The 21095-nt window shown below is 71.7% G+C and carries 21 protein-coding genes; 9 read left to right on the forward strand and 12 right to left on the reverse strand.

Going from position 1 to position 21095, the window contains the following annotated elements:
* Window positions 1-8: 8 nt before the first annotated feature.
* From AC3EN4_RS02695 to paaA, 11 genes are all read right to left on the reverse strand, one after another.
* Window positions 9-374, reverse strand: a complete 366-nt coding sequence (locus AC3EN4_RS02695; protein ID WP_007454588.1) for an NADH-quinone oxidoreductase subunit A — start codon at window positions 372-374, stop codon at window positions 9-11.
* A 135-nt stretch (window positions 375-509) separates the two neighbouring features.
* Window positions 510-1787 carry a geranylgeranyl reductase family protein gene (locus AC3EN4_RS02700; RefSeq protein WP_435204337.1) on the reverse strand — a complete coding sequence of 426 codons (1278 nt, stop codon included), beginning with the start codon at window positions 1785-1787 and terminating at the stop codon, window positions 510-512.
* Between the two features lie 139 nt (window positions 1788-1926).
* The gene (locus tag AC3EN4_RS02705; RefSeq protein WP_422737844.1) at window positions 1927-2151 is read right to left on the reverse strand and encodes a hypothetical protein; all 225 of its coding nucleotides are present in this window, start codon (window positions 2149-2151) and stop codon (window positions 1927-1929) included.
* An 89-nt stretch (window positions 2152-2240) separates the two neighbouring features.
* The gene (locus AC3EN4_RS02710) at window positions 2241-2951 is read right to left on the reverse strand and encodes a demethylmenaquinone methyltransferase (protein WP_435204338.1); all 711 of its coding nucleotides are present in this window, start codon (window positions 2949-2951) and stop codon (window positions 2241-2243) included.
* A gap of 127 nt (window positions 2952-3078) precedes the next feature.
* Entirely contained in the window at window positions 3079-4335 is a 1257-nt protein-coding gene (locus tag AC3EN4_RS02715; RefSeq protein ID WP_435204339.1) for a cell wall anchor protein, read from the reverse strand.
* A 359-nt stretch (window positions 4336-4694) separates the two neighbouring features.
* The gene (gene mqnC, locus AC3EN4_RS02720) at window positions 4695-5885 is read right to left on the reverse strand and encodes a cyclic dehypoxanthinyl futalosine synthase (RefSeq protein ID WP_435204340.1); all 1191 of its coding nucleotides are present in this window, start codon (window positions 5883-5885) and stop codon (window positions 4695-4697) included.
* A gap of 451 nt (window positions 5886-6336) precedes the next feature.
* Entirely contained in the window at window positions 6337-7446 is a 1110-nt protein-coding gene (paaE, locus tag AC3EN4_RS02725; RefSeq protein ID WP_435204341.1) for a 1,2-phenylacetyl-CoA epoxidase subunit PaaE, read from the reverse strand.
* Window positions 7443-7949 (reverse strand): 1,2-phenylacetyl-CoA epoxidase subunit PaaD, encoded by a 507-nt coding sequence (gene paaD, locus AC3EN4_RS02730; RefSeq protein WP_435204342.1) that lies wholly within the window; start codon window positions 7947-7949, stop codon window positions 7443-7445. The genes paaE and paaD overlap by 4 nt, the downstream gene beginning before the upstream one ends.
* Complete coding sequence (gene paaC / locus AC3EN4_RS02735) at window positions 7946-8671, reverse strand: 1,2-phenylacetyl-CoA epoxidase subunit PaaC (protein ID WP_435204343.1); 726 nt, start codon at window positions 8669-8671, stop codon at window positions 7946-7948. The genes paaD and paaC overlap by 4 nt, the downstream gene beginning before the upstream one ends.
* The gene (gene paaB, locus AC3EN4_RS02740; protein ID WP_266248073.1) at window positions 8668-8955 is read right to left on the reverse strand and encodes a 1,2-phenylacetyl-CoA epoxidase subunit PaaB; all 288 of its coding nucleotides are present in this window, start codon (window positions 8953-8955) and stop codon (window positions 8668-8670) included. Before paaB ends, paaC begins: the two co-directional genes overlap by 4 nt.
* Entirely contained in the window at window positions 8952-10043 is a 1092-nt protein-coding gene (gene paaA, locus AC3EN4_RS02745) for a 1,2-phenylacetyl-CoA epoxidase subunit PaaA (protein ID WP_435204344.1), read from the reverse strand. Before paaA ends, paaB begins: the two co-directional genes overlap by 4 nt.
* A gap of 371 nt (window positions 10044-10414) precedes the next feature.
* Here paaA and AC3EN4_RS02750 point away from each other — a divergent pair, with 371 nt between their 5' ends.
* Both AC3EN4_RS02750 and AC3EN4_RS02755 read left to right on the forward strand, forming a co-directional pair.
* Entirely contained in the window at window positions 10415-11410 is a 996-nt protein-coding gene (locus tag AC3EN4_RS02750; RefSeq protein ID WP_435204345.1) for a serine hydrolase, read from the forward strand.
* The gene (locus AC3EN4_RS02755; RefSeq protein WP_435204346.1) at window positions 11410-12366 is read left to right on the forward strand and encodes a serine hydrolase; all 957 of its coding nucleotides are present in this window, start codon (window positions 11410-11412) and stop codon (window positions 12364-12366) included. The genes AC3EN4_RS02750 and AC3EN4_RS02755 overlap by 1 nt, the downstream gene beginning before the upstream one ends.
* A 120-nt stretch (window positions 12367-12486) precedes the next feature.
* Here the strand turns inward: AC3EN4_RS02755 and AC3EN4_RS02760 are convergent, their stop codons facing one another.
* Window positions 12487-13338: a menaquinone biosynthetic enzyme MqnA/MqnD family protein gene (locus tag AC3EN4_RS02760; RefSeq protein ID WP_435204347.1), complete on the reverse strand. Its 852-nt coding sequence runs from the start codon at window positions 13336-13338 to the stop codon at window positions 12487-12489.
* Window positions 13339-13523: 185 nt separating this feature from the next.
* Here AC3EN4_RS02760 and AC3EN4_RS02765 point away from each other — a divergent pair, with 185 nt between their 5' ends.
* The 7 genes from AC3EN4_RS02765 (at window position 13524) to AC3EN4_RS02795 (ending at window position 20923) form a co-directional block, all read left to right on the forward strand.
* Window positions 13524-14774, forward strand: a complete 1251-nt coding sequence (locus AC3EN4_RS02765) for an HNH endonuclease signature motif containing protein (RefSeq protein ID WP_435204348.1) — start codon at window positions 13524-13526, stop codon at window positions 14772-14774.
* A gap of 313 nt (window positions 14775-15087) precedes the next feature.
* Entirely contained in the window at window positions 15088-17208 is a 2121-nt protein-coding gene (locus AC3EN4_RS02770; RefSeq protein WP_435204349.1) for a HelD family protein, read from the forward strand.
* 225 nt (window positions 17209-17433) lie between these two features.
* Entirely contained in the window at window positions 17434-18072 is a 639-nt protein-coding gene (locus AC3EN4_RS02775; RefSeq protein ID WP_435204350.1) for a transporter, read from the forward strand.
* Window positions 18069-18395: a winged helix-turn-helix domain-containing protein gene (locus AC3EN4_RS02780; RefSeq protein WP_435204352.1), complete on the forward strand. Its 327-nt coding sequence runs from the start codon at window positions 18069-18071 to the stop codon at window positions 18393-18395. Before AC3EN4_RS02775 ends, AC3EN4_RS02780 begins: the two co-directional genes overlap by 4 nt.
* A complete protein-coding gene (locus AC3EN4_RS02785; RefSeq protein ID WP_435204353.1) occupies window positions 18392-19315 on the forward strand; it encodes an ABC transporter ATP-binding protein in 924 nt (307 codons plus the stop codon). Before AC3EN4_RS02780 ends, AC3EN4_RS02785 begins: the two co-directional genes overlap by 4 nt.
* A gap of 11 nt (window positions 19316-19326) precedes the next feature.
* Window positions 19327-20064 (forward strand): ABC transporter permease, encoded by a 738-nt coding sequence (locus AC3EN4_RS02790; protein ID WP_435204354.1) that lies wholly within the window; start codon window positions 19327-19329, stop codon window positions 20062-20064.
* A gap of 94 nt (window positions 20065-20158) precedes the next feature.
* A complete protein-coding gene (locus tag AC3EN4_RS02795; RefSeq protein WP_422737829.1) occupies window positions 20159-20923 on the forward strand; it encodes a VOC family protein in 765 nt (254 codons plus the stop codon).
* Window positions 20924-21095: the final 172 nt, after the last annotated feature.

A 21095-nucleotide genomic window follows, 5' to 3' on the forward strand; every position in this document is an offset into this window, starting at 1 on the left:
TTCCTTCCTCAGTCCCAGTCCAGGCCGCCGCGCCGCCACACGTAGGCGTACGCGACGAAGACCGCGACGATGAACAGGACCATCTCCACGAAGCCGAAGATCGGCAGAGCGTCGAACGAGACCGCCCAGGGGTAGAGGAAGATGATCTCGATGTCGAAGACGATGAAGAGCATCGCCGTCAGGTAGAACTTGATCGGGAACCGCCCACCGCCGACCGGCTGCGGGCTGGGCTCGATGCCGCACTCGTACGCCTCGAGTTTGGCCTTGTTGTAACGACGGGGACCGGCGAAGCGGGCGGCGCCGACGGAGAACAGCGAGAACGCCGCGGCGAGGGCGAACAGCCCGATGATCGGTGCGTAAGGCGAGAGCGACATCGTTTTCTCCTGCTCGTCCTTCCCTGCCGTCAGTGCTTGACGAAAATCACACTATTCACGTCCCTCGCGGTGGTTGCCGGCGGGGGTCGATCTTTGTCGGCGTCGGGGCTGTGACCAGCACCGATGCCGTCCTGTCTAGACCGCGGGCGCGGCCTTCGTCAGTGCATTGATGACCCGGTCCATCGCATCCCCGCCGCGCGGGTCGGTCAGGTTGGCCAACAACTTGAGGACGAATCGCATCAGCGTGGGGTGGGGCATGCCGTGCTTGGTGGCGATCCGCATGATCTCCGGACGGCCGATCAGTTTCACGAAGATGCCGCCGAGCCGGTAGTAGCCACCGAGGCGGGCCTTCAGCTCGTTGGGGTACGCCAACAGCGCCCGCTCCCGCTCCGGCCCGGCCGGACGCGCGAGCGCCTGCACCGCCACCTCCGCGGCCAGTTCGCCGGACTCCATGGCGTACGCGATGCCCTCGCCGTTGAACGGGTTGACCATGCCGCCGGAGTCGCCGACCAGCAGCACGCCGCGGGTGTAGTGCGGCACCCGGTTGAAGCCCATCGGCAGGGCGGCGCCGAGGATCGGCCCGTCCGCGTTGGCCTCGTCGGTCATCCCCCACTCGGCCGGGGTGTTGGCCAGCCAGTCGGTGAGCAGCCGGCGGTAGTTGGTCTTGCCGAACGCGGACGACGAGTTGAGCACGCCGAGGCCGACGTTGACCCGCCCGTCGCCGAGCCCGAAGATCCAGCCGTACCCGGGCAGCAGGTTGTCGCCGCTGTCCTTGCTGCGCAGCTCCAGCCACGACTCCAGGTAGTCGTCGTCGTGCTTGGCCGGGGAGTGGTAGTAGCGGCGGACGGCCACACCGATCGGCCGGTCCTCCCGCTTGGCCAGCCCGAGCGCGAGCGGGAACCGGCCGGAGACGCCGTCGGCGGCCACGACCAGCGGGGCGTGGAAGGTGGCGGGCTCCTTGCCGGCACCCACCTCCGCCTGCACGCCGATCACCCGGCCGTCGTCGTCGAGCACCGGGCCCAGCACGTTGACCTGGGTCCGCAGCTTCGCGCCGGCCGCCACCGCCCGCTGGGCGAGCAGGTCGTCGAAGTCCAGCCGGGTGCGGACCAGCCCGTAGTTCGGGAAGCTGGCCAGCTCGGGCCAGTCCAGTTCCAGGCGTACGCCGCCGCCGATCACCCGCAGACCCTTGTTGTGCAGCCAGCCGGCCTCGGGCGAGGTGTCCACGCCCATCCGGATGAGCTGGCGCACCGCACGCGGGGTCAGTCCGTCACCGCAGACCTTCTCCCGGGGGAACTCGGTCTTCTCCAACACCAGGACCCGTACGCCGTGCCGGGCCAGGTGGTACGCAGTTGCCGATCCACCGGGACCGGCGCCAACGACGATGACGTCGGCGTCGTGTTCCACCGCGGTCATTCGCGCCTCCTCCCGCACGCTCGTGAAATGCTTCACAAGCCAGACGGGACGAGTGTATGACCGGCGTCATACCTGCGCAGGATCAGGGGTACCTAACTCGCCGATGTGACAGTCCTCGACCGTCCACAGCAGGCGACTGTCAGGCCGGGCTGGGCGCGTCCAGGCCGGCGTCGACCCGGATCGCCTCCGGTAGATGCTCCCGCAGCGCGCCCCCCGCGGCCCGGTCCAGCGCGGCCAACACCTCGGCGACCACCTGCCGGACGTCCGCCGGGTCCGCGCCGGCCAACGCGCGCAACTGCGCGATGAGTTCAGCCGCGTCGTCGTCGGTGGCGGCCACCGGGGTCGCCGGGTTTGCTCCGGTCATACCGACGAGCCTACGGCGCAAAGTGGACTAAAGTCGGATATTCCTGAAACGCGCGGCCTTCTCGCGTACCGTGCCCGGACCTCCGCGTACTACTGGCGGACGGCCCGGTGCAGCGCGACCACGCCGCCGGTCAGGTTGCGCCACGCCACCCGACCCCAACCCGCCGCGGCCACCCGCCCGGCCAGCGCCGCCTGGTCCGGCCAGGCCCGCACCGACTCGGCCAGATAGACGTACGCGTCGGGGTTGCTCGACACCGCGCGGGCCACCACCGGCAAGGACCGCATCAGGTACGACAGGTAGACCGTCCGGAAGACCGGATTGACCGGGGTGCTGAACTCGCACACCACCAGCCGGCCGCCCGGCCGGGTGACCCGGGCCAGCTCACGCAGCGCGGCGTCGGTGTCGTTGACGTTCCGCAGGGCGAAGGAGATGGTCACCGCGTCGAAGCTCGCGTCGGCGAACGGCAGCCGCAGCGCGTCGCCGGCCAACAGCGGCACCTCGGGACGCACCCGCTTGCCGACCTGGAGCATGCCCAGCGACAGGTCCGCCCCCACCGCGTACGCCCCGGACTGGGCCAGCTCGCGGGTCGACACACCGGTGCCCGCTCCCACGTCCAGCACCCGCTCACCCGGCCGCAGCCCGAGGGCCGCGCGGGTGGCCCGTCGCCAGGAACGGTCCTGCCCGAAGGCGAGCACGGTGTTGGTCAGGTCGTAACGCTCGGCCACGCCGTCGAACATCGCGGCGACCTCGTGCGGTTGCTTGTCGAGACTGGCGCGCTGGCCCTGCGGGGAACGGCTCACCCGGTCCACTCTGCCAGCCCGACGCGAGCCGTCGACCGCTGGGTCCGCGTACCCCGGGTGCCCGGCGTCCTTCGACAAGCGAAAGGGCGGGGTGGTCGCCCACCCCGCCCTTCACGTCGTACCCGGGTCAGTCGGTCGACGTCTCGTCGCCGGGGGCGACCATGACCACCTTGCGGCGACGGGAGAGCACCAGCAGCGCCCCACCGGCGAGCAGGATCAGCGCACCGATGCCGCCGATCAGACCGGCCTGCACACCGGTCACCGGCAGCCCACCGCCGCCGGAGCCACCGCCACCAGCGGTCGGCGACGTGGTCGTGCCCGGCGTCGTCGTACCGCCCGGCGTCGGAGTCGCGGTCGGCGTCGGCGTCGGCGTGACGGTCGGCGTCGGGGTCGGCTGCGCGCTGAGGTCGACGAACACGTCGAACTGCGCCGTGTTGTCCACCTCGTCGGTCTCGGTGAACGCCCGACGCTGCGCGCCGGAAGCATCCCGCGGCGCCTCCTCGGGGCTGCCCTGGGCGGCCTCGAGACCGGCGGCCCAGACGAATCCGGGCCGGAGCACCGACTCGGTCACGTCCTCGCCGACCTTCACCCGGACGTCCGCCGTGTAGAACTGCCCGGGCTTGAGCACGACGCCGCTGTCCTCGCAGTAGGCGTTGGCAAACCCGCCCAACGGCTGCTCGACGCAGCCCTCCGGCAGCTTGGCGAAGGTGACGCCGGCCGGCAGCGTGATCCCGTACGCCACGCCGGTCGCCTTCTTGCTGCCGTCGTTGTAGACCGCCCAGTCCAGCGGCGCGGTGTCGCCCCGCTTGACCGGCTTGAGGCCGGACTCGCCCGCCTCGTCGCCGTCCACCGTCACGTCGGCGTAGACGTCCTGCACCCAGGTGGTCAGGTCGTAACCCGGCTTGGCGACGGTGATGTCGTGCCGCACCGTGTTGTCCTGCGGGTTGGGGTCGGCGGTGGCCGAGCTGATGCTGACCACCAGGGTGCCGGCGTCGCCGCGACCGCCGGTCGAGAAGATCGGAATACCGAAGTCCTCCGTGGTGCCGGCGGCCAGATCGCCGAGCAGGCAGGTGAAGGTCGTGCCCTTGAGGCCGCAGCCGTCCGGCGCGATGACGCCGACCTTGCGGTTCTTCAGGCCCTTCGTCTCCACGGTGACCCGGACGTCCTTGGCGTCGACCGTGCTCCGGGTGTTGTCGACCTGAAACTTGAACGGCTTCGCCTTGGCCGCCTTGACGCCCTGGGCCAGCTCGTAGCTGAGCGGCACCAGGGCCAGGTCGGCCTGGTCGGCGGCCTGGGCCGGGGCGGCGACGGTGGCCACGCCACCGGCCGCGAGCAGGGCCACGACGCCGGCACGAACCAGCGCCGAGCGGTGGAACGCTGTCATCAGTCCCCCGGGGGTAGGGAAGAAAGAAATGGTTGCGGAACGAGCGGACGTTATCCGAGGTCGATCTCCCACGCCAGCGTGGCGGTCGGTTTTCAACCGTCCGGACTGGACCCGGCACACGGATCGGGCGGGATGGTCACCCATCCCGCCCGATCCGCCGTGCGTTATGTGAACGACCCTCATGGGCCGATGGAGGACGTGCCTCGACGGACGGCCGCACGCTATCCGTCGGCGATCATCTCCACCAGCCCCCGCAGCGGCCTATGCGCCACCGAGCCCACCGGGAGGACCCGTACCGCCGGGCGGCGCAAGCGGAAGCAGGATGCCCGCTCAGCCGAACGGCCGGACCGGGACGGCCCTCAGTTGACCTCCACCAGCGGCAGCGACCGGCCCGCGCCCCCGCCGGGCAGCGCGATCGAGGAGAAGTGCGAGACCACCCGCTCGTCGGTCGGGTCGTCGGCCGGCGTGTGGTGCACCGCCAGCCGGTTGTAGAGGGTGTCGCGCTGCGCCGGGATCCGGTCGGCGGAGCGGATCATGCCGATCAGCTCGTGCAGGTTGGAGCGGTGCCGGGCGCCGGCGGAGGAGATCACGTTCTCCTCCAGCATGATCGAGCCGAGGTCGTCCACGCCCATGTGCAGGGCGAGCTGCCCGACGTCCTTGCCGGTGGTCAGCCAGGACGCCTGCAGGTGCGGCACGGTCTCGAAGAAGAGCCGGGCCACCGCGACCAGCCGCAGGTATTCCAAGGTGGTCGCCTGCGTACGGCCCTTGAGGTGGTTGTTCTCCGGCTGGTACGTCCACGGGATGAACGACCGGAACCCGCCCGTACGGTCCTGCACGTCGCGGATCATCCGCAGGTGCTCGATCCGCTCGGCGTGCGTCTCGCCGGTGCCCATCATCATGGTCGCGGTCGACTCGACACCCTGCCGGTGGGCCAGCTCCATGACCTCCAGCCACCGTTCACCCGACTCCTTGAGCGGGGCGATGGCCTTGCGCGGGCGCTCGGGCAGCATCTCCGCGCCGGCACCGGCGATCGAGTCCAGGCCGGCGGCCTTGATCCGGGCAATGGCCTCGTCCAGGCTGACGCCGGAGACCTTGGCCATGTGCAGGATCTCGCTCGGCCCGATCGAGTGGATCGCGAGCTGCGGGTACGCCTGCTTGACCGAGGAGAACAGCTCCTCGTAGTACTCGACGCCGTAGTCCGGGTGGTGCCCGCCCTGGAGCATCACCTGGGTCGCGCCCAGCTCGACCGCCTCGCCGCAGCGACGCAGGATCTCCTCCGTCGGATGCGTCCACCCCTCGGCGTGCTTCGGCGCCCGGTAGAACGCGCAGAACTTGCACGCCGTCACACAGACGTTCGTGTAGTTGATGTTGCGATCGATCAGGTAGGTGACGACGTTGTCCGGATAGCGCCGCCGGCGCACCGCGTCCGCCGCCTCGCCCAACGCGTGGAAGGGCGCCTCGGTGTAGAGCAGCAGGGCCTCCTCGGGCGTGACCCGCCCGCCGTCCGCGCCACGCTGCAGGATGTCGTCGATCTCCCGGCTCACCGTCACAACCCCGAGCCTACGCCCGCCCCTCGCCCTTTCCCGGACAGGTACTGACGGCTGTGATGCGCTGCGCACACCGCGCGGCCGGGCTCGCGCCGGACCTGGCTGACCTGTCGACACGGTGTCGGCGCCTCGACGTCGGCCCGGACCACACCCCCCTCGGAGCCTGTCGAGCTGCCCCAATTGTGGGGCGCGGCGCCCGATGGGCATCGGCGCTAGCACGGCCCGAGTCCCGACACCGACACCGCCACCGGGCCTCAACACCGGCACCGGCCCGAGCATCAGAACCGGCCCCGGCATCAGAACCGGCCCCGGCATCAGAACCGGCCCGGGCATTGGCACGCCGGCATCGACCCAGCCCTGCGGCAATGCTGACTGCCCCGTCTATGGGGCAGCTCGACAGGCTCTGCACCCACCGTGGACCCTCCGGCCCGCCACCCGGCCCGCGAGGCGGCCGTCAGGCGTCGTAGTCGACCGTGAGCTTGTCGGTGGTCGGGCTGGACTGGCAGGTCAGCACGTAGCCGGCGGCCACCTCGTCCGGCTCCAGGGCGTAGTTGCGGGCCATCGTGACCGCGCCGTCGACGACCTTCGCCTTGCAGGTCGAGCAGACCCCGCCCTTACAGGCGTACGGCAACTCGCCGCGCACCTTCAGCGCGGCGTCCAGCACCCGCTCCTCGCGCCCCATGGTGAAGCTGGACGAGCGGCCGTCCAGCACGATGGTGACGTCCGTTCCGACGCCCGGCTGCTCGGTGGGACGCGCCACCGGCTCCGGCGGCGCGTCGACGTGGAACAGCTCGGTGTGCACCGCCGACTCCGGCAGACCGCGCGCGGTCAGCACCTCCCGGGCGTCGACGACCATGCCGTACGGGCCGCAGAGGAACCATTCCTCGATCAGCTCGCCCGGGACGATGGTGCCCAGCAGGCGGGCCAGCCGGTCGGCGTCGATCCGTCCGGAGAGCAGCGGCGACTCGCCCTGTTCCCGGGACAGCACGTGCACCAGGTGCAGCCGGGACGGGTACCGGTCCTTCAGGTCGGCCAACTCCTCGGCGAACATCACGGTGTTCGCCGTGCGGTTGCCGTACACCAGGGTGAAGGTGCTGGCCGGCTCGACGGCCAGGGCCGTCGCGACCAGCCCGAGCACCGGGGTGATGCCGGAGCCGGCGACGACCGCGCCGTAGTGGCGGACCCGGTCCGGCGCGAACGCCGTGGTGAAGGTGCCCAACGGGGGCAGCACCTCGACCGTGTCGCCGCCGCGCAGCGCGCCGCAGGCGAAGGCCGAGAAGGCGCCGCCGGGGACTTCCCGCACCCCGATCCGCAGCCGGCCGCGCCGGGCCAGGTCGTCCGGGGTGGAGCAGATGGAGTACGACCGGCGTACGTCCTCGCCGTCGTCGGTCACCCGCCGCACGGTGAGGTGCTGGCCCGCGCGGAACGCGAAGGTCTCCCGCAGCTCCTCGGGTACGGCGAAGGTGACCGCCACGGAGTCGTCGGTGAGCCGGTCGACGGCCGCGACCGACAGCGGGTGGAAGGCCGGCCGGCGACGGACCGGCCGGGTGATGGTGACTGTCACAGCGCCTTCAGGTGGTCGAAGGGTTCGGAGCAGGAGCGGCAGCGCCACAACGCCTTGCACGCGGTCGAGCCGAACCGGCTCACCTGTTCGGTCTCCGGCGAGCCGCAGCGCGGGCAGCGGACCGCCAGGGTCAGCGCCACCACGCCCGGCGCGGACGCCGGGGCGGGCGGGGCGATCCCGGCGGCGGCCAGCTTCGCCCGCCCGGCGTCGGAGATCCAGTCGGTGCTCCACGGTGGGCTGTAGACCGTCCGCACCTCGACGTCCGGATATCCGGCCGCCGCCAGGGCGCGTCGCACGTCGGACCGGATCACGTCCATCGCCGGGCAGCCGGTGTATGTCGGGGTGATGGTGACGACGACCCGACCGGTGACCGGGTCGTCCTCGACCGCGCGCAGGATCCCCAGCTCGTCGATCGTGATCACCCGGATCTCCGGGTCCACCACGTTCGCCGCCGCCGTCCGCGCGTCGGTCCCGGTCCGCTGTGCGGTGGTTCCCGCGGTCACCACTGCGCGCCCGGGTGTGCGCGGTGCAGCACCTGCATCTCGGCCAGCAGGTAGGACAGGTGCTCGGTGTGCACGCCGGCCCGTCCGCCGGTCGGCGCCCAGCCGCGCTCGGGCCGGGTGAGCGTCGCCTCGGCCAGCACCGGACCGACGACCTCGTCGAACGCCGGCCGCAGGCCCGCCGGGTCGACCGGCGCCGCCGGGTCCGCCCCGAACAGCTCATGGGTGTACGGCCAGACGTGGTCCACGGCATCCTGCATCCGACGGTGCGACTCCTCGGTGCCGTCACCGAGCCGCTTCACCCACAACGCGCCGTGGTCCAGGTGGTACGCGCACTCCTTGCGGGCCTTCGCGCCGATCGCGGCCAGCCGCTCGTCCGCGCAGCCGGCGAGGGCGGTGTAGAGCGGCACCTGGTACGCCGCCAGGAAGAACAGCTTCGCCATGGTCACCGCGAAGTCGCCGTTGGGCAGCTCGACCAGGAGCACGTTGCGGAACTCGCGGTCGTCGCGCAGGTACGCGAGCGCGTCCTCGTCCCGGCCCGCCGATTCCAGCTCACCCGCGTACGACAGCAGCAGGCGGGCCGCGCCGAGCTGGTCGAGGGCGATGTTGGCGAGGGCGATGTCCTCTTCCATCTCGGGCGCGCGGGTGGTCCACTCGGCCAGCCGCTGCGCGGCGACCAGCGCGTCGTCACCCAGGCCGAGAGTGAAGGCGAAGGGCCCGCTCACAGGTGTGCCACCCCGTCCGGCACCTCGTAGAAGGTGGGGTGGCGGTAGACCTTGTCGGCGGCCGGGTCGAAGAAGGCGTCCTTCTCGTCCGGGCTGGACGCGGTGATCGCGCCCGCCGGCACCACCCAGATCGACACGCCCTCCTGGCGGCGGGTGTACAGATCGCGGGCGTTGCGCAGGGCCAGCTCGGCGTCCGGGGCGTGCAGGCTGCCGACGTGGGTGTGCGACAGGCCCCGTCGGGCCCGGACGAAGACCTCCCACAACGGCGAGTGCTCGTTGCTCACGCGGCCACCTTCTCCCTGGTCTCGGCCTGCTCGGCGGCGCGCTTGGCGGCGTACGCCGCGGCGGCCTCGCGTACCCATGCGCCGTCGGCGTGGGCGGCCCGGCGGTGCGCCATCCGCTCCCGGTTGCACGGCCCGTTGCCCTTGATGACCTGCATCAGCTCGTCGTAGTCCGGCTGGCTGTAGTCGTACGCCTGCCGTTCCTCGTTCCAGCGCAGGTCGTCGTCGGGAATCCGGAGCCCGAGGACCTCGGCCTGCCCGACGCACATGTCGACGAAGCGCTGCCGCAGGTCATCGTTCGAGAAGCGCTTGATCTTCCAGGCCATCGACTGCGCGGAGTGGGTGGAGTCGCCGTCCGGCGGGCCGAACATGGCCAGCGAGGGATGCCACCAGCGGTCCACGGCGTCCTGGGCCATGGCCTTCTGCGCCGGGGTGCCGTGCGCGAGGGTGTGCAGGATCTCGTACCCCTGGCGCTGGTGGAACGACTCCTCCTTGCAGACCCGGATCATCGCCCGGGCGTACGGCCCGTAGGAGCACCGGCACAGCGGCACCTGGTTGACGATCGCCGCGCCGTCCACCAGCCAGCCGATCGCGCCGACGTCGGCCCAGCTCAGGGTGGGGTAGTTGAAGATCGAGCTGTACTTCTGCCGGCCGTCGAGCAGCAACTGGACCAGTTCGTCGCGGCTGATGCCGAGGGTCTCGGCGGCGGCGTAGAGGTAGAGGCCGTGGCCCGCCTCGTCCTGCACCTTGGCCAACAGGATCGCCTTGCGCTTGAGCGAGGGCGCCCGACTGATCCAGTTGCCCTCGGGCTGCATGCCGATGATCTCGGAGTGGGCGTGCTGGGCGATCTGCCGGATCAGCGTCCGGCGGTACGCCTCGGGCATCCAGTCGCGCGGCTCGATCTTCTGCTCCGCGTCGACCACCTCGGCGAAGTAGGCCGCCATGTCCTCGTCCGGCACCGGTCCGCCGCGCCGTTCCCGAGCGGCGGCGGCGCGAAGCTCGGCCTCGGCCGCCTCGACCTCGCCGAGCAGACCCGCGCCGGGCGCGTCGTCCGGTGCGTCGCCGGGTGCGGAGAAGTCGTTGCCATACATGAGGACAAGTGTTACAGCTTGCGCCCGAATGCACTAGGGGGTGTAACAGGAAACCCGAGCGACGTTCCGTCACCGATGGGTGGGTCGCCGCGACCCACCGTGACATCGGCGGTTATGACGTGGCTCACGGGAAAGAGGGTAAAACCCCCATAAGACGCATAACGCTGCGATTTTCTCCCGATTTCGCACGTTGCCTGGTGTCGACCTCTGGCGATCGGGCCGTCCGGACGTAGACTTCTGCCGGTCACACGATCGGCTGCCCCCACGCCGGCTCCATTCAGGCCACCTCCCCCGGCCACGGCGAACGCACCGGTCGCCCCGGACAACGAAGCCGGTCCCCCCGGCCCTGACATCTGGAGCTCACCCAACTCATGCGATCTCGCGTGACCATGGTGCTCGCCGTCGTGGCGGTGATTCTCGGTGGCGTCCTACTGGTGCCCACCGCGTACGCCCGACTGTCCAGCGACGCCGGCGAAGGTGGTGGCGGTGAAGGCGGCGGCACCACAAGCGTCGCCGCGCCCGCGCCGGCCCCGCCGCCACCGCCCACGCTGGCCGCCGGCCGGGTGTCGGTGGCCTTCAAGGGCGAATACTTCTCGTGGGCGCTGCTCGACCGGAAGACCGGCAAGGTCTCCGGATCGTCGAACATGAGCGCGACCAGTTCCACCGAGTCGATGATCAAGGCGTGGATCGTCTCCGACTACCTGCGCCAACTCGGGGACAAGGAACCGACCACCGCGCTGAAGCAGATGGCCAGCCTCGCCATCATCGACAGCAACGACAACGCGGCCAACAAGGTCTACGCCGCCGCGGGCGGGTCGTACAAGCCGTCGAAGAGCAGCACCCCGGACCCGGTGATCCAGCGGGCGATCAGGATCTGCGGCCTGACCGACACCAAGCGCGGCAACACCGAGCCCTACACCGGCTACTGGAGCTTCACCCGGATGTCCCCGCGCGACGCCGTCCGGCTCGGCGACTGCATCGCCGACGGTAAGGCCGCCGGCCCGAAGTGGACAAAGTGGGTGCTGGACCAGATGGCCAAGGTCCGGGGTACCACCGCGAAGAAGGACCAGCGGGCCAGCTCCGGCGGTGGCCGTTGGGGGATCATCGACGGCCTGCCCAAATCGATCACCGCGCAGGGGCCGGTCAGCATGAAGAACGGTTGGACGCCGATCGCCTCCGACGGAAACTGGCACGTCAACTGCCTCGCGGTCAACGGAAAGTGGAGTCTCGCGGTGATGCTGCGTTACCCGATCAGGCAAGGGCTGGACTACGGCGCGCAGGTCTGCGCCAGCGTCGCCACCCAACTGGTCACCCCGCAGCCCGGCGCCGCGCTGAAGGTGCCGCAGCAGCCGGTCGGGAAGCTCTGATGGCCGGCAACCGACGGGCCGACCGGCGCGGCGGAGGCGAGACCTCGCCGCTGCGTCTGATCGCCGTCGCGGTCATCCTGATCGGGCTGGTGCTGGTGTCGCTGCGCCTGCTGCCCGGGTCGCCGTTCGAGTCGACCGCCGCCGCCAAGTGGGGTGACTCCGACGCGACGACCAGCGGCCGGTCCACCGACGCGGCCACCGACCGCAGCGCCCGGCAGCCGGCCCCGCCGAGCCCCAGCCCTTCGCTGAAGCCGCTGCCGTTCCAGGCCAAGAACCTCGACCTCGACATCGAGGGCTGGTACTCCTGGAGCGTCCTCGACCGCCGTACCGGGCAGATCATCGGTTCGAAGAACATGGACGAGACCAGCACCACCGCCTCGCTGATCAAGTCCTGGATCGTCGCCGACTACCTGCGCCGCGCCGCCGAGGCCGGTCAGACACCGAGCGACGCGAAGCTCGCCGACGCCACCCGCATCATCCGGGACAGCGACAACACGAGGGCCGAGCAGTTCTACAACTCGGTCGGCCGGGACGCCTCGATCCGGCGGCTGCTCTCCATGTGCAAGCTGACCGACAGCAGCGTCGCCCCGGACAAGGGTTGGTCCCGTACCGCCCTCTCCCCCCGCGACACCGCGCGGCTGGGCAACTGCATCGCCACCGGCACCGCCGCTGGACCCAAGTGGACCAAGTGGCTGCTCAACGAGATGAAGCTGGTCCGGGGCGCTGGCGACTTCGGCATCCGCAAGGCGTTCCCGCCCGCACAGCAGAAGCAGATCGCCATCAAGAACGGGTGGATCGACCGGACCGCCGAGCAGGAGATGCACATCAACTGCCTGGCCATCGGCGACACCTGGACGATGGGCGTGATGGTCCGCTACCCGATCGGCATGGGCTACGAGTACGGCATGAAGAACTGCCAGAAGATCACCGAGGCGCTGCTGCGCCCCGGCACCTGATCCGCTTCTCTTTCGACGTCCGAGCGCCGCTCTGCCCAGCAGAGCGGCGCTCTTTCGCTTCACGGCGCGCGGCGCGGAGTCCTGCGCGGTGCAGCGGCGTCCTCTCGGGCGCGCCGGGTGTCAGCCGGCGAAGAACTCCGGGCCGCCGTCCGGCAGCGGCGGGACCTCGCCGAGCGCGGCGACCCGCCGGGCGAACTCCCGCAGCCCGGCGACCTGCCGCTCGCCCAGCGAGAAGTCCAGGGCCCGGAAGTACGTGGCCAGCGTCGCGGCGTCGAACGCCTCCCAGCGCGCCGCCGCCTCGGCGACCTGGTCCAGCTCGGAGAGGCAGAGGTCCCGCGAGCGCAGGAACGCCTCGTGCACCTCCTTGGCCATGCCCGGGTGCGCGGCTGCGAAGTCGCGGCGGACCGCCCAGACCGCGAAAACCATCGGCAGCCCGCTCCAGTCCCGCCATGCCTGCCCGAGGTCGGTCACGGTGAGACCCCGCAACGGTGCCTCGTAGTATGCCCGCAGCGCCACGTCCCCGATCAGGACCCCGGCGTCGGCCTCCAGCAGCATCTGGGTCAGGTCCGGAGGGCAGCGGAAGTACTCGGGCCGTACGCCGTACCGCTCGGTGAGAAGCAACTGTGCCAGCATCACCCCGGTCCGCGAGGTCGACCCGAGCGCCACCCGGGCGCCGTCCAGCTCGGCGAGAGGCCGGGTGGAGACCATGTTGACCGAGAGCACCGGACCGTCGCTGCCGACCGCCAGGTCCGACAGGAGGAGCAGCTCGTCGGTGTGCTTCAGGTACTCCATCAGGGTGATCGGACCGATGTCGAGGTCGCCGGCGACCAGCGCCGCGCTCAGCCGATCCGGCGAGTCCTTGTGCAGGTCGACGTCGAGCAGGCTGCCCGAGCGCATCAGGCCCCAGTAGATCGGCAGGCAGTTCAGGAACTGGATGTGCCCGACCCGCGGGCGTGCGACGCGCTCAGCCATGACCCGACCGTATCCCCGGCCTCGGGATCCAGCCCGGCGGGCCGGCCCGGAGTGGCCAACCCCGCACCCGACCCACCCGGCTGTGCGCGCGTCGTCACTTATCGCCGAGCCACGGTCCCGAAGCGGTGTCGCTGAGCGGGTCCATCGCGCCGGAAATTGTCGTACACCTGTTCTAACATTGACCCATGTTGGGGGCGTTGGCGCAGGCGGGTGGCGGCGTGGACGACTGCGCCGACGCCGCGCTGTGGGCCCTCTCCGACGACGAACTGCTCGCGTCGCTGGACGCGTCGCACGTCCTGGCGCAACGCCTGGCAACCGTCCAGCTCGCTCTCGTGCGCGAGCTGGACGGCCGTGGTCTCGCGGTAGCCCGGGGCGCATCGTCGACCGCCGTCTGGCTGCGGGAGCGGCTGCGGCTGTCCGGGCGGTCGGCCCGCCAGTTGGTCCAGCTCGCCACCACCATCGACGCGGCACCGCCAACGGTCCGTGCCGCTTTGCTCGACGGCAGCCTCACCGTCGAGCAGGGCCGGGTGGTGGCGGAGACGATCGCCGCCCTGCCCGCCGAAGCCGGTCCAGAGGTGGCGGAGAAGGCCATCGAACTGCTTGTCACCTGGGCCGACCGGTTCGATCCGACCATCCTCCGTTGCCTCGGCGAACGCGTCCTCGCACACGTCGCGCCCGACCTGGCCGACCAGGCCGAGCTGGCGGCCCTCGACCGGGCCGCCGAGCGGGCCGAGGCTCGCCGGCACGTCACGCTCTCCGAGCCGAAGGACGGGCAGGTACGCCTCACCGGCAACCTCGACACCGAGACCGCGAGCCTGCTCCGCGAGGCCATCGACCCGCTCTGCTCTCCGGCCGGCGAGCACGACGATCGCAGTCCCGGCCAGCGCAGAGCCGACGCACTGGGTGAGATCTGCCGGCTGGCACTGCGCACCGGCCACCTGCCCGACAACGGTGGAGACCGCCCGCAACTGGTCGTCACGATGTCGCTCGACGCGCTGGTCAACGGTGTGGGAGCCGGCACCCTGGAGACCGGCGCACCTCTCACACCGGGCGGGGTCCGCCGCCTGGCCTGCGACGCCGCCGTGCTGCCGGCGGTCCTGAACGGCAACAGCCAGATCCTGGACGTCGGGCGTCAACGCCGACTCTTCACCGGGCCACTGCGGCGCGCGTTGGTGCTCCGCGACGGCGGCTGCGCCTTCCCCGGCTGCGACCGGCCACCCCGTTGGTGCGACGGCCACCATGTGCGCCACTGGGCGGACGGTGGCACGACGGCGCTGGGCAACGCGGTCCTGCTCTGCGGGCATCATCACCGAGTCCTGCACCAGGGCGACTGGGTCGTCCGCATCGCGCCGGACGGCCAGCCGGAATTCCTCCCGCCCGCCTGGCTGGACCCAGCGCGCACCCCACGGCGCAACCTCTATCACCGGCGCTGCTGAGCACAAGCGGTTCACCCCGCCACACCTCACGCCAAAGCGACGCAACCCTGCGCCGCCGGGCCGCTCAGCAGCCATAGCAGCCACAGCGCTCATGATCGCTGCTCCGCCCAACACGCTCTGCCGACGACGCGCCGACTCGTCCGGGTGGTGGGTTCGGTAATTCGGTGGAAGGGGCGGGCGGGATGGCGTAGGGTTGCAGCCCGCTTGACGGCCGAGGTGAGCTGCACCGGAACGGACGTCGTCGCGCCGGGAGGTCGGCCATCCGCCCCCGGAAACGCGAGCGAGCAGCAGATGTGAACGATGGGACGTCAGCATGCCCGCACCTGACCTCGACACAGCTCTCGACGCGGATCTCGCCGCCGAACGAGCCCACCTGGCCACCTCGCGCGCGGCCCTGGGCCGGATGCGGGAACGGGCCGAAGCCCTCTTCTCCACCGGTGACCAGGTCGCCGGCGACTCCTACGCGGCAGAGACGCTCGGCCGTACGCTCGCCCGCCGGGTCGCCGAGTTGGCCGACGACCCCACCACGCCACTGTTCTTCGGCCGCCTCGAATTCGGCGAAGGCCCACACGACGGGGAACCAGACAGCGCGGACACGGTCGACGCCAGCGGCGGCGAGCATGCTGGTCGGCGGTACCACGTGGGACGGCGGCATGTCACCGACGAGCGTGGTGAGCCGCTGGTGCTGGACTGGCGGGCACCCGTGTCCCGCTCGTTCTACCGGGCCAGCGCTCGTGACCCGCAGGGGGTCGCGGTGCGGCGGCGGTTCGGGTTCAGCAACGGGGTGTTGACCAGCTTCGAGGACGAGCGGCTGGACCGGGGCGAGGAGCTGGGTACGGCCAGCCGGATCCTCACGGCCGAGATCGAGCGGCCGCGCGTGGGGCCGATGCGGGACATCGTCGCCACCATCCAGCCGGAGCAGGACGAGCTTGTCCGGGCCGACCTGGCCGACTCGATCTGTGTGCAGGGTGCGCCGGGCACGGGCAAGACGGCCGTCGGCCTGCACCGGGCGGCGTACCTGCTCTACCTGCACCGGGAGCGGCTGCGGCGGGCGGGTGTGCTGATCGTCGGGCCGAACCGGGCGTTCCTGTCATACATCGCGGCGGTGCTGCCGGCCCTCGGCGAGGTCGAGGTCGAGCAGGCCACCGTAGAGGAGTTGATCTCGCGTGTCCCGGTGCGGGCCGTGGAGACGCCGGATATCGCCGCGCTGAAGCACGACGCACGGATGGCGACCGTGCTGCGCCGGGCGGTGGAGTCCCACATCGGTACGCCGACCGACTCGATCACCGTCTCCGACGGCTCGTTCCGGTGGCGGATCGGGCTGGAGCCGCTGCACCGGATCGTCGAGGAGACCCGACGGGAGGGGTTGCCGTACGGCACCGGCCGGGAGCGGGTCCGAGCGCGGGTGGTCAGTCTGCTGCAACGGCAGGCCGAGGCGCGGCGGGCCGAGTCGCCGAGCGACGCGTGGCTGCGCCGGATGGGTCGGTGCCGGCCGGTGGTCGATTTCCTGGACGCGGTCTGGCCGGCGCTCACCCCGGAAGGGCTGGTGCACGGCCTGTTCGCCGACCCGGCCCGGCTCGCCACCGCCGCGGAGGGGCTGCTCAGCGATGTCGAGCAGGAGTTGCTGGTCTGGGCGAAGCCGGCGCGTACCCCGAAGGCCACCCGCTGGACCGCCGCGGACGCCGTGCTGGTCGACGAGGCGGCCGGACTGTTGGAGCGGCCCTCCGGGTTCGGGCACGTGGTGGTGGACGAGGCGCAGGACCTGTCGCCGATGCAGTGTCGGGCCATCGCCCGGCGCAGTGAGCACGGTTCGGTCACGCTGCTCGGTGACCTCGCGCAGGGCACCGCGCCGTGGGCGGCCACCGACTGGCGGGAATCCCTGCGGCACCTGGGCAAGCCGGACGCCGCGGTCGTCCCGTTGACGGTCGGCTTCCGGGTACCCGCCGCGGTGGTCGCCTTCGCGAACCTGCTGTTGCCGGCGCTTGCGGTGGACGTACCTGCGGCGGAGTCGCTGCGGCACGACGGCGGCCTGGAGGTGCGTACCGTGGCCGACCTGACCGCTGCGACGGTGGCCGAGGTGCGCGCGGCGCTCGCGCACGACGGTTCGGTCGGTGTGATCGCCGCGGACGACGCGGTCGACGGGCTGCGCGCGGCGCTGGCCGCCGCCGGCGTGGCCAGCGCGACCGCCGACGACGTCACGGCCGCCCAGCGGGTCACCGTGGTGCCCGCGACGCTGGTCAAGGGCCTGGAGTACGACCATGTGGTCGTGGTCGAGCCGGCCGCGATCGTCGCGGCCGAGCCGCGCGGGCTGCACCGGCTGTACGTGGTGCTCACCCGCGCGGTGTCCCGGTTGTCGGTGCTGCACACCGAACCGCTGCCCGCGCCGCTGCTGCCGGAGCCGCAGGCCACACCGCGGGCGCCGATGCCGCGGTAGGTCGCCTCTCGGCAGACGCCCCGACGTCGAACGCGTCCTGGGAACAGTCGACGCCACTCGCAGATGCCCCGCGTCGGACGCCTCCTGGGGCACGGTCGACGCCTGTCGCAGATGCCGGGCGTCGAACAGGTCCCGGGGACGGTAGGCCAGCGCGCGGCGTCTCTGTCGGCAACCGGGCAGTTCGCGGGGCACACCGACTCGACTTTGCGCCGTAAAGTAGTTTGCATGGCCCCTGAAGACGACCTGCCGCCCTCCGACGCCGCCACCGCACTCCGGCTGATCGACGACCAGCGCGCGGACACCGTACGCCGGCTGCAACCCGACGCGCGGCTGCTCTACTGGCCGTGGGGCGTGGCCTGGCTGGTCGGCTTCGGGCTGTTCTTCCTGCGCTTCTCGCCGAACGGTCGGGTGCTTGTCGCGCTGCCCGACTGGCTGCCCCTGACCGTGCTCTTCGCCCTGCTCATCGCCGCCGGCGCGATCCAGGCGGTGGCGATGAGCAGGGCGTACGGACAGGTGACCGGCGACTCGGCGGTACGCGGCCGCTGGTACGGGTGCGCCTGGGCGCTCGGCTCGGTGAGTGTGTACGCGGCGGTCGGCCGGGTGTCCGAACACCTGCCGCACGACCTGGCGGGTCTGCTCTGGTCGGCCGCGGCGGTCGGGCTGACCGGCGCGCTGCACATGGCCGGCGGCGCGGTCTGGCTGGACCGGGACCTGTTCCGGCTGGGGGTCTGGATCAGCGTCATCAACGTGGTCGGTGCGATCGCCGGCCCGGGTTGGCACGCGCTGGTCATCTCGGTGGCCGGTGGTGTCGGGATCCTGGTCGCCGGGGCGGTCGCCCGACTGCGCCAGCGAGGACGTTCATGACCGACCTCGATCCGGTCATCCACGCCCAGGCACGGCTGCGGGTGGTCGCCGCGCTCTCCGCGCTCAACGACGGCGACCGGATCACCTTTCCCCGGCTTCAGGACCTGCTCGCGATGACCGCCGGCAACCTCTCCGTCCACCTTCGCAAGCTGGAGGACGCCGGGTACGTCGAGATCAGCAAGACCCACCGTGGACGGACGCCGGCCACCCTGATCCGGCTCAGCCGGCGCGGTCGGCTGGCGTTCGAGGAGTACACCGAAGCCATCCGCACCCTGCTCGACCCCACCCCACTCGGCTCCACCCCGTCGAAGGAGCAGCCATGACCCTCGCCCGCGCCGACCAGGTCAGCCGCCGGTACGGCGACGTCCTCGCCCTCGACCGCGTCGACCTGGAGGTCCGGGCCGGCGAACTCGTCGGCCTGCTCGGCCCGAACGGCGCCGGCAAGAGCACCCTGATGAACCTGCTGGTCGGGCTGCGCCGACCCAGCTCCGGCCGGGTTGAGTTGAACGGCCGCGACCCGCGCGACCCGGAGGCCCGGCGGCAGATCGGCGTCACCCCGCAGGAAACCGGCCTCCCGGGCACGCTGCGGGTCGGCGAGGTCGTCGACTTCGTCTCCGCCCACTACCCCGATCCGGTGCCCCGGGGTGAACTGCTCGACCGCTTCGGTCTGGGCGACCTCGCCCGGCGGCAGACCGGCGGGCTCTCCGGCGGCCAGCGTCGCCGGCTGGCCGTGGCGCTGGCCTTCGTCGGCCGGCCCCGCCTCGTCCTGCTCGACGAGCCGACCACCGGCCTGGACGTCACCGCCCGGCACACCCTGTGGGACGCGATCCGCGCCTTCCACGAGGACGGCGGGACGGTGTTGTTGAGCAGCCACTACCTGGAGGAGGTGGAGGCGCTCGCCCGCCGGGTGGTGGTGATCGGGCAGGGCCGGGTGCTCGCCGACGACACCGTGGACGCCGTACGCGGCATCGTCGGCGTACGCCGCGTCAGCCTGGTCACCGACGAGCTGCCCGAGCTACCCGGTGTCGTTCGCAGCGAACGGGTCGACGGACGCCTGCACCTGCTCACCACCGACGCCGACGAGCTGGTCCGCGCGCTGGTCCGCTCCGAGGCCACCTTCACCGACCTGGAGGTCCGGCCCACCTCGCTGGAGGAGGCGTTCCTCGCTCTCACCGGCGGGACGGACACGCCCGCACCGGCCTCACCCGCTGCCGCCACCAGCGGCCAACCCACCGCCGTCTGAGGAGGCGCACCGTGCAGCTCGCCCTGGTCCACGCCCGCTACCAACTCCTGGAGACCATCCGGATCCCGGTGGCCGTCTTCGGCAGCGCCTTCTTCCCCGCCGCCGCCATGATCTTCTTCGTGGTGCCGTTCACCGGCGACGATTCGGTCGGCGCCACCTTCGCCACCGCTTCGATGATCACCTTCTCGGTGATGAGCGCCAACATCTTCCAGTACGGCGTCGGCGTCGCCGAGGACCGCGACCAGCCGTGGAACCCGTACACCCGGACCCTGCCGGCCGGGCCGGCGCCCCGGTTCGCGGGCCGGGTGCTGGCCGGTCTCGCACTGACGTACCTATCGCTGATCCCGGTCGTGGTGATCGGCGCGACGCTCACCCCGGCCCGGGTCACCCTGCCGGCGTTCCTGCTGACCGCCGGCACCGTGGCCGTCATCTCGGTGCCCTTCACGCTGATGGGCCTCGCCATCGGCTACTCGCTGCCCAGCAAGGCGGCGATCGTGGTCGCGCAGGTCGTCTTCCTGCCGCTCGCGTTCGGCGGTGGGCTGCTCTCCGCACCGGGCGACGCGCCCGGTTTCATCGAGACGATCGCGCCGTTCCTGCCCACCCGGGGCGCGGCCGAACTGATGTGGTCGGCGGTCGGCGACTATCCCGTCCAGCCACTCGCGCTGATCATGCTCGCCGTCTGGATCGTGCTCCTCGCGGCGCTGGCCGGCTGGGCGTACCGGCGGGACGAGGGTCGCCGGTTCAGCTGACGATTCGTCCGTTTCCGCCCCGTGCCCCAGCGGGACGGTGCCAGGATTCCCGCAGGGGGCCCGCCCGTGGCCGCCGGCCGAGAGGGGTCTTGACGTGAGCACCGTCCCGCCGGGCACGCCGTGCTGGGCCGATCTGGCCACCCCGGACCTGACCGACGCGCGGCGCTTCTACCCCGAACTGTTCGGCTGGACCGGACGGGTGACACCGGAGCCCGAGGCGGGCGGCTACACGATCTTCCTGCTCGACGGCAGGCCGGTGGCCGGCGTCGGCCCGCCCGCCATCGAGGACCAGGTGCCGATCTGGTCGACGTACATCGCCACCGACGACGCGGCACTGGCCGCCGGGCGGGTGGAGCGGGCCGGCGGGCAGGTCGTCGTACCGCCGTTCGAGGTCTTCGACCGGGGCTGGATGGCCGTGTTCTCCGACCCGGCGGGCGCGACGTTCAGCGTCTGGCAGCCGCTGGCGATGCCGGGGGCCGAGGTGTTCAACGTGCCCGGCGCGATGAGCTGGAACGAGCTGGTCACGCCCGACCCGGAGGGCGCGAAGGTCTTCTACGAGCTGGTGTTCGGCTGGCAGCCGGACGAGCAGCCGGTGGGCGGCATGACGTACACCGGGTGGCGGCTCGGAGCACGGGTCGTCGCCGGGATGATGCCGCCGCTGGGCGACGGCTACCCGGCCGACCTGCCCGCGTACTGGACGGTGTACTTCGCGGTGGCCGACGCGGACGCCGCCGCCGCGCGCGCGGCCGAACTGGGCGGCACCATCCTGGTGCCGCCGCGCGACGTCCCGACCGGGCGGTTCGCCGCCCTGCGCGACCCGCAGGGCGCGCTCTTCTCGGTCATCGACCTGGGCGCCTGACCGCCGCCCGCAGCCCGCCACCCGCCACCCGCCACCCGCCACGATCGTGCAAGAACAAGGATGTAGTGGTGTTCCCTGCCAGGGGATGCCACTACATCAATGTTCGAGCGCGATCTTGCGCCGCCCGCCGCCCGCCGAGCCACCGACAGCGCGTACCGCGACGCGACGGCGC

This window comes from Micromonospora sp. bgisy143 (assembly GCF_057708145.1).

Coding starts and splice junctions, on each gene's coding strand:
- AC3EN4_RS02775 (WP_435204350.1), top strand. CDS start 17,434: ATGGCCCCTGAAGACGACCTGCCGCCCTCCGACGCCGCCACCGCACTC.
- paaA (WP_435204344.1), bottom strand. CDS start 10,043: ATGTATGGCAACGACTTCTCCGCACCCGGCGACGCACCGGACGACGCG.
- AC3EN4_RS02750 (WP_435204345.1), top strand. CDS start 10,415: ATGCGATCTCGCGTGACCATGGTGCTCGCCGTCGTGGCGGTGATTCTC.
- AC3EN4_RS02785 (WP_435204353.1), top strand. CDS start 18,392: ATGACCCTCGCCCGCGCCGACCAGGTCAGCCGCCGGTACGGCGACGTC.
- AC3EN4_RS02700 (WP_435204337.1), bottom strand. CDS start 1,787: ATGACCGCGGTGGAACACGACGCCGACGTCATCGTCGTTGGCGCCGGT.
- AC3EN4_RS02715 (WP_435204339.1), bottom strand. CDS start 4,335: ATGACAGCGTTCCACCGCTCGGCGCTGGTTCGTGCCGGCGTCGTGGCC.
- AC3EN4_RS02760 (WP_435204347.1), bottom strand. CDS start 13,338: ATGGCTGAGCGCGTCGCACGCCCGCGGGTCGGGCACATCCAGTTCCTG.
- AC3EN4_RS02780 (WP_435204352.1), top strand. CDS start 18,069: ATGACCGACCTCGATCCGGTCATCCACGCCCAGGCACGGCTGCGGGTG.
- AC3EN4_RS02755 (WP_435204346.1), top strand. CDS start 11,410: ATGGCCGGCAACCGACGGGCCGACCGGCGCGGCGGAGGCGAGACCTCG.
- AC3EN4_RS02695 (WP_007454588.1), bottom strand. CDS start 374: ATGTCGCTCTCGCCTTACGCACCGATCATCGGGCTGTTCGCCCTCGCC.
- AC3EN4_RS02765 (WP_435204348.1), top strand. CDS start 13,524: ATGTTGGGGGCGTTGGCGCAGGCGGGTGGCGGCGTGGACGACTGCGCC.
- AC3EN4_RS02705 (WP_422737844.1), bottom strand. CDS start 2,151: ATGACCGGAGCAAACCCGGCGACCCCGGTGGCCGCCACCGACGACGAC.
- AC3EN4_RS02770 (WP_435204349.1), top strand. CDS start 15,088: ATGCCCGCACCTGACCTCGACACAGCTCTCGACGCGGATCTCGCCGCC.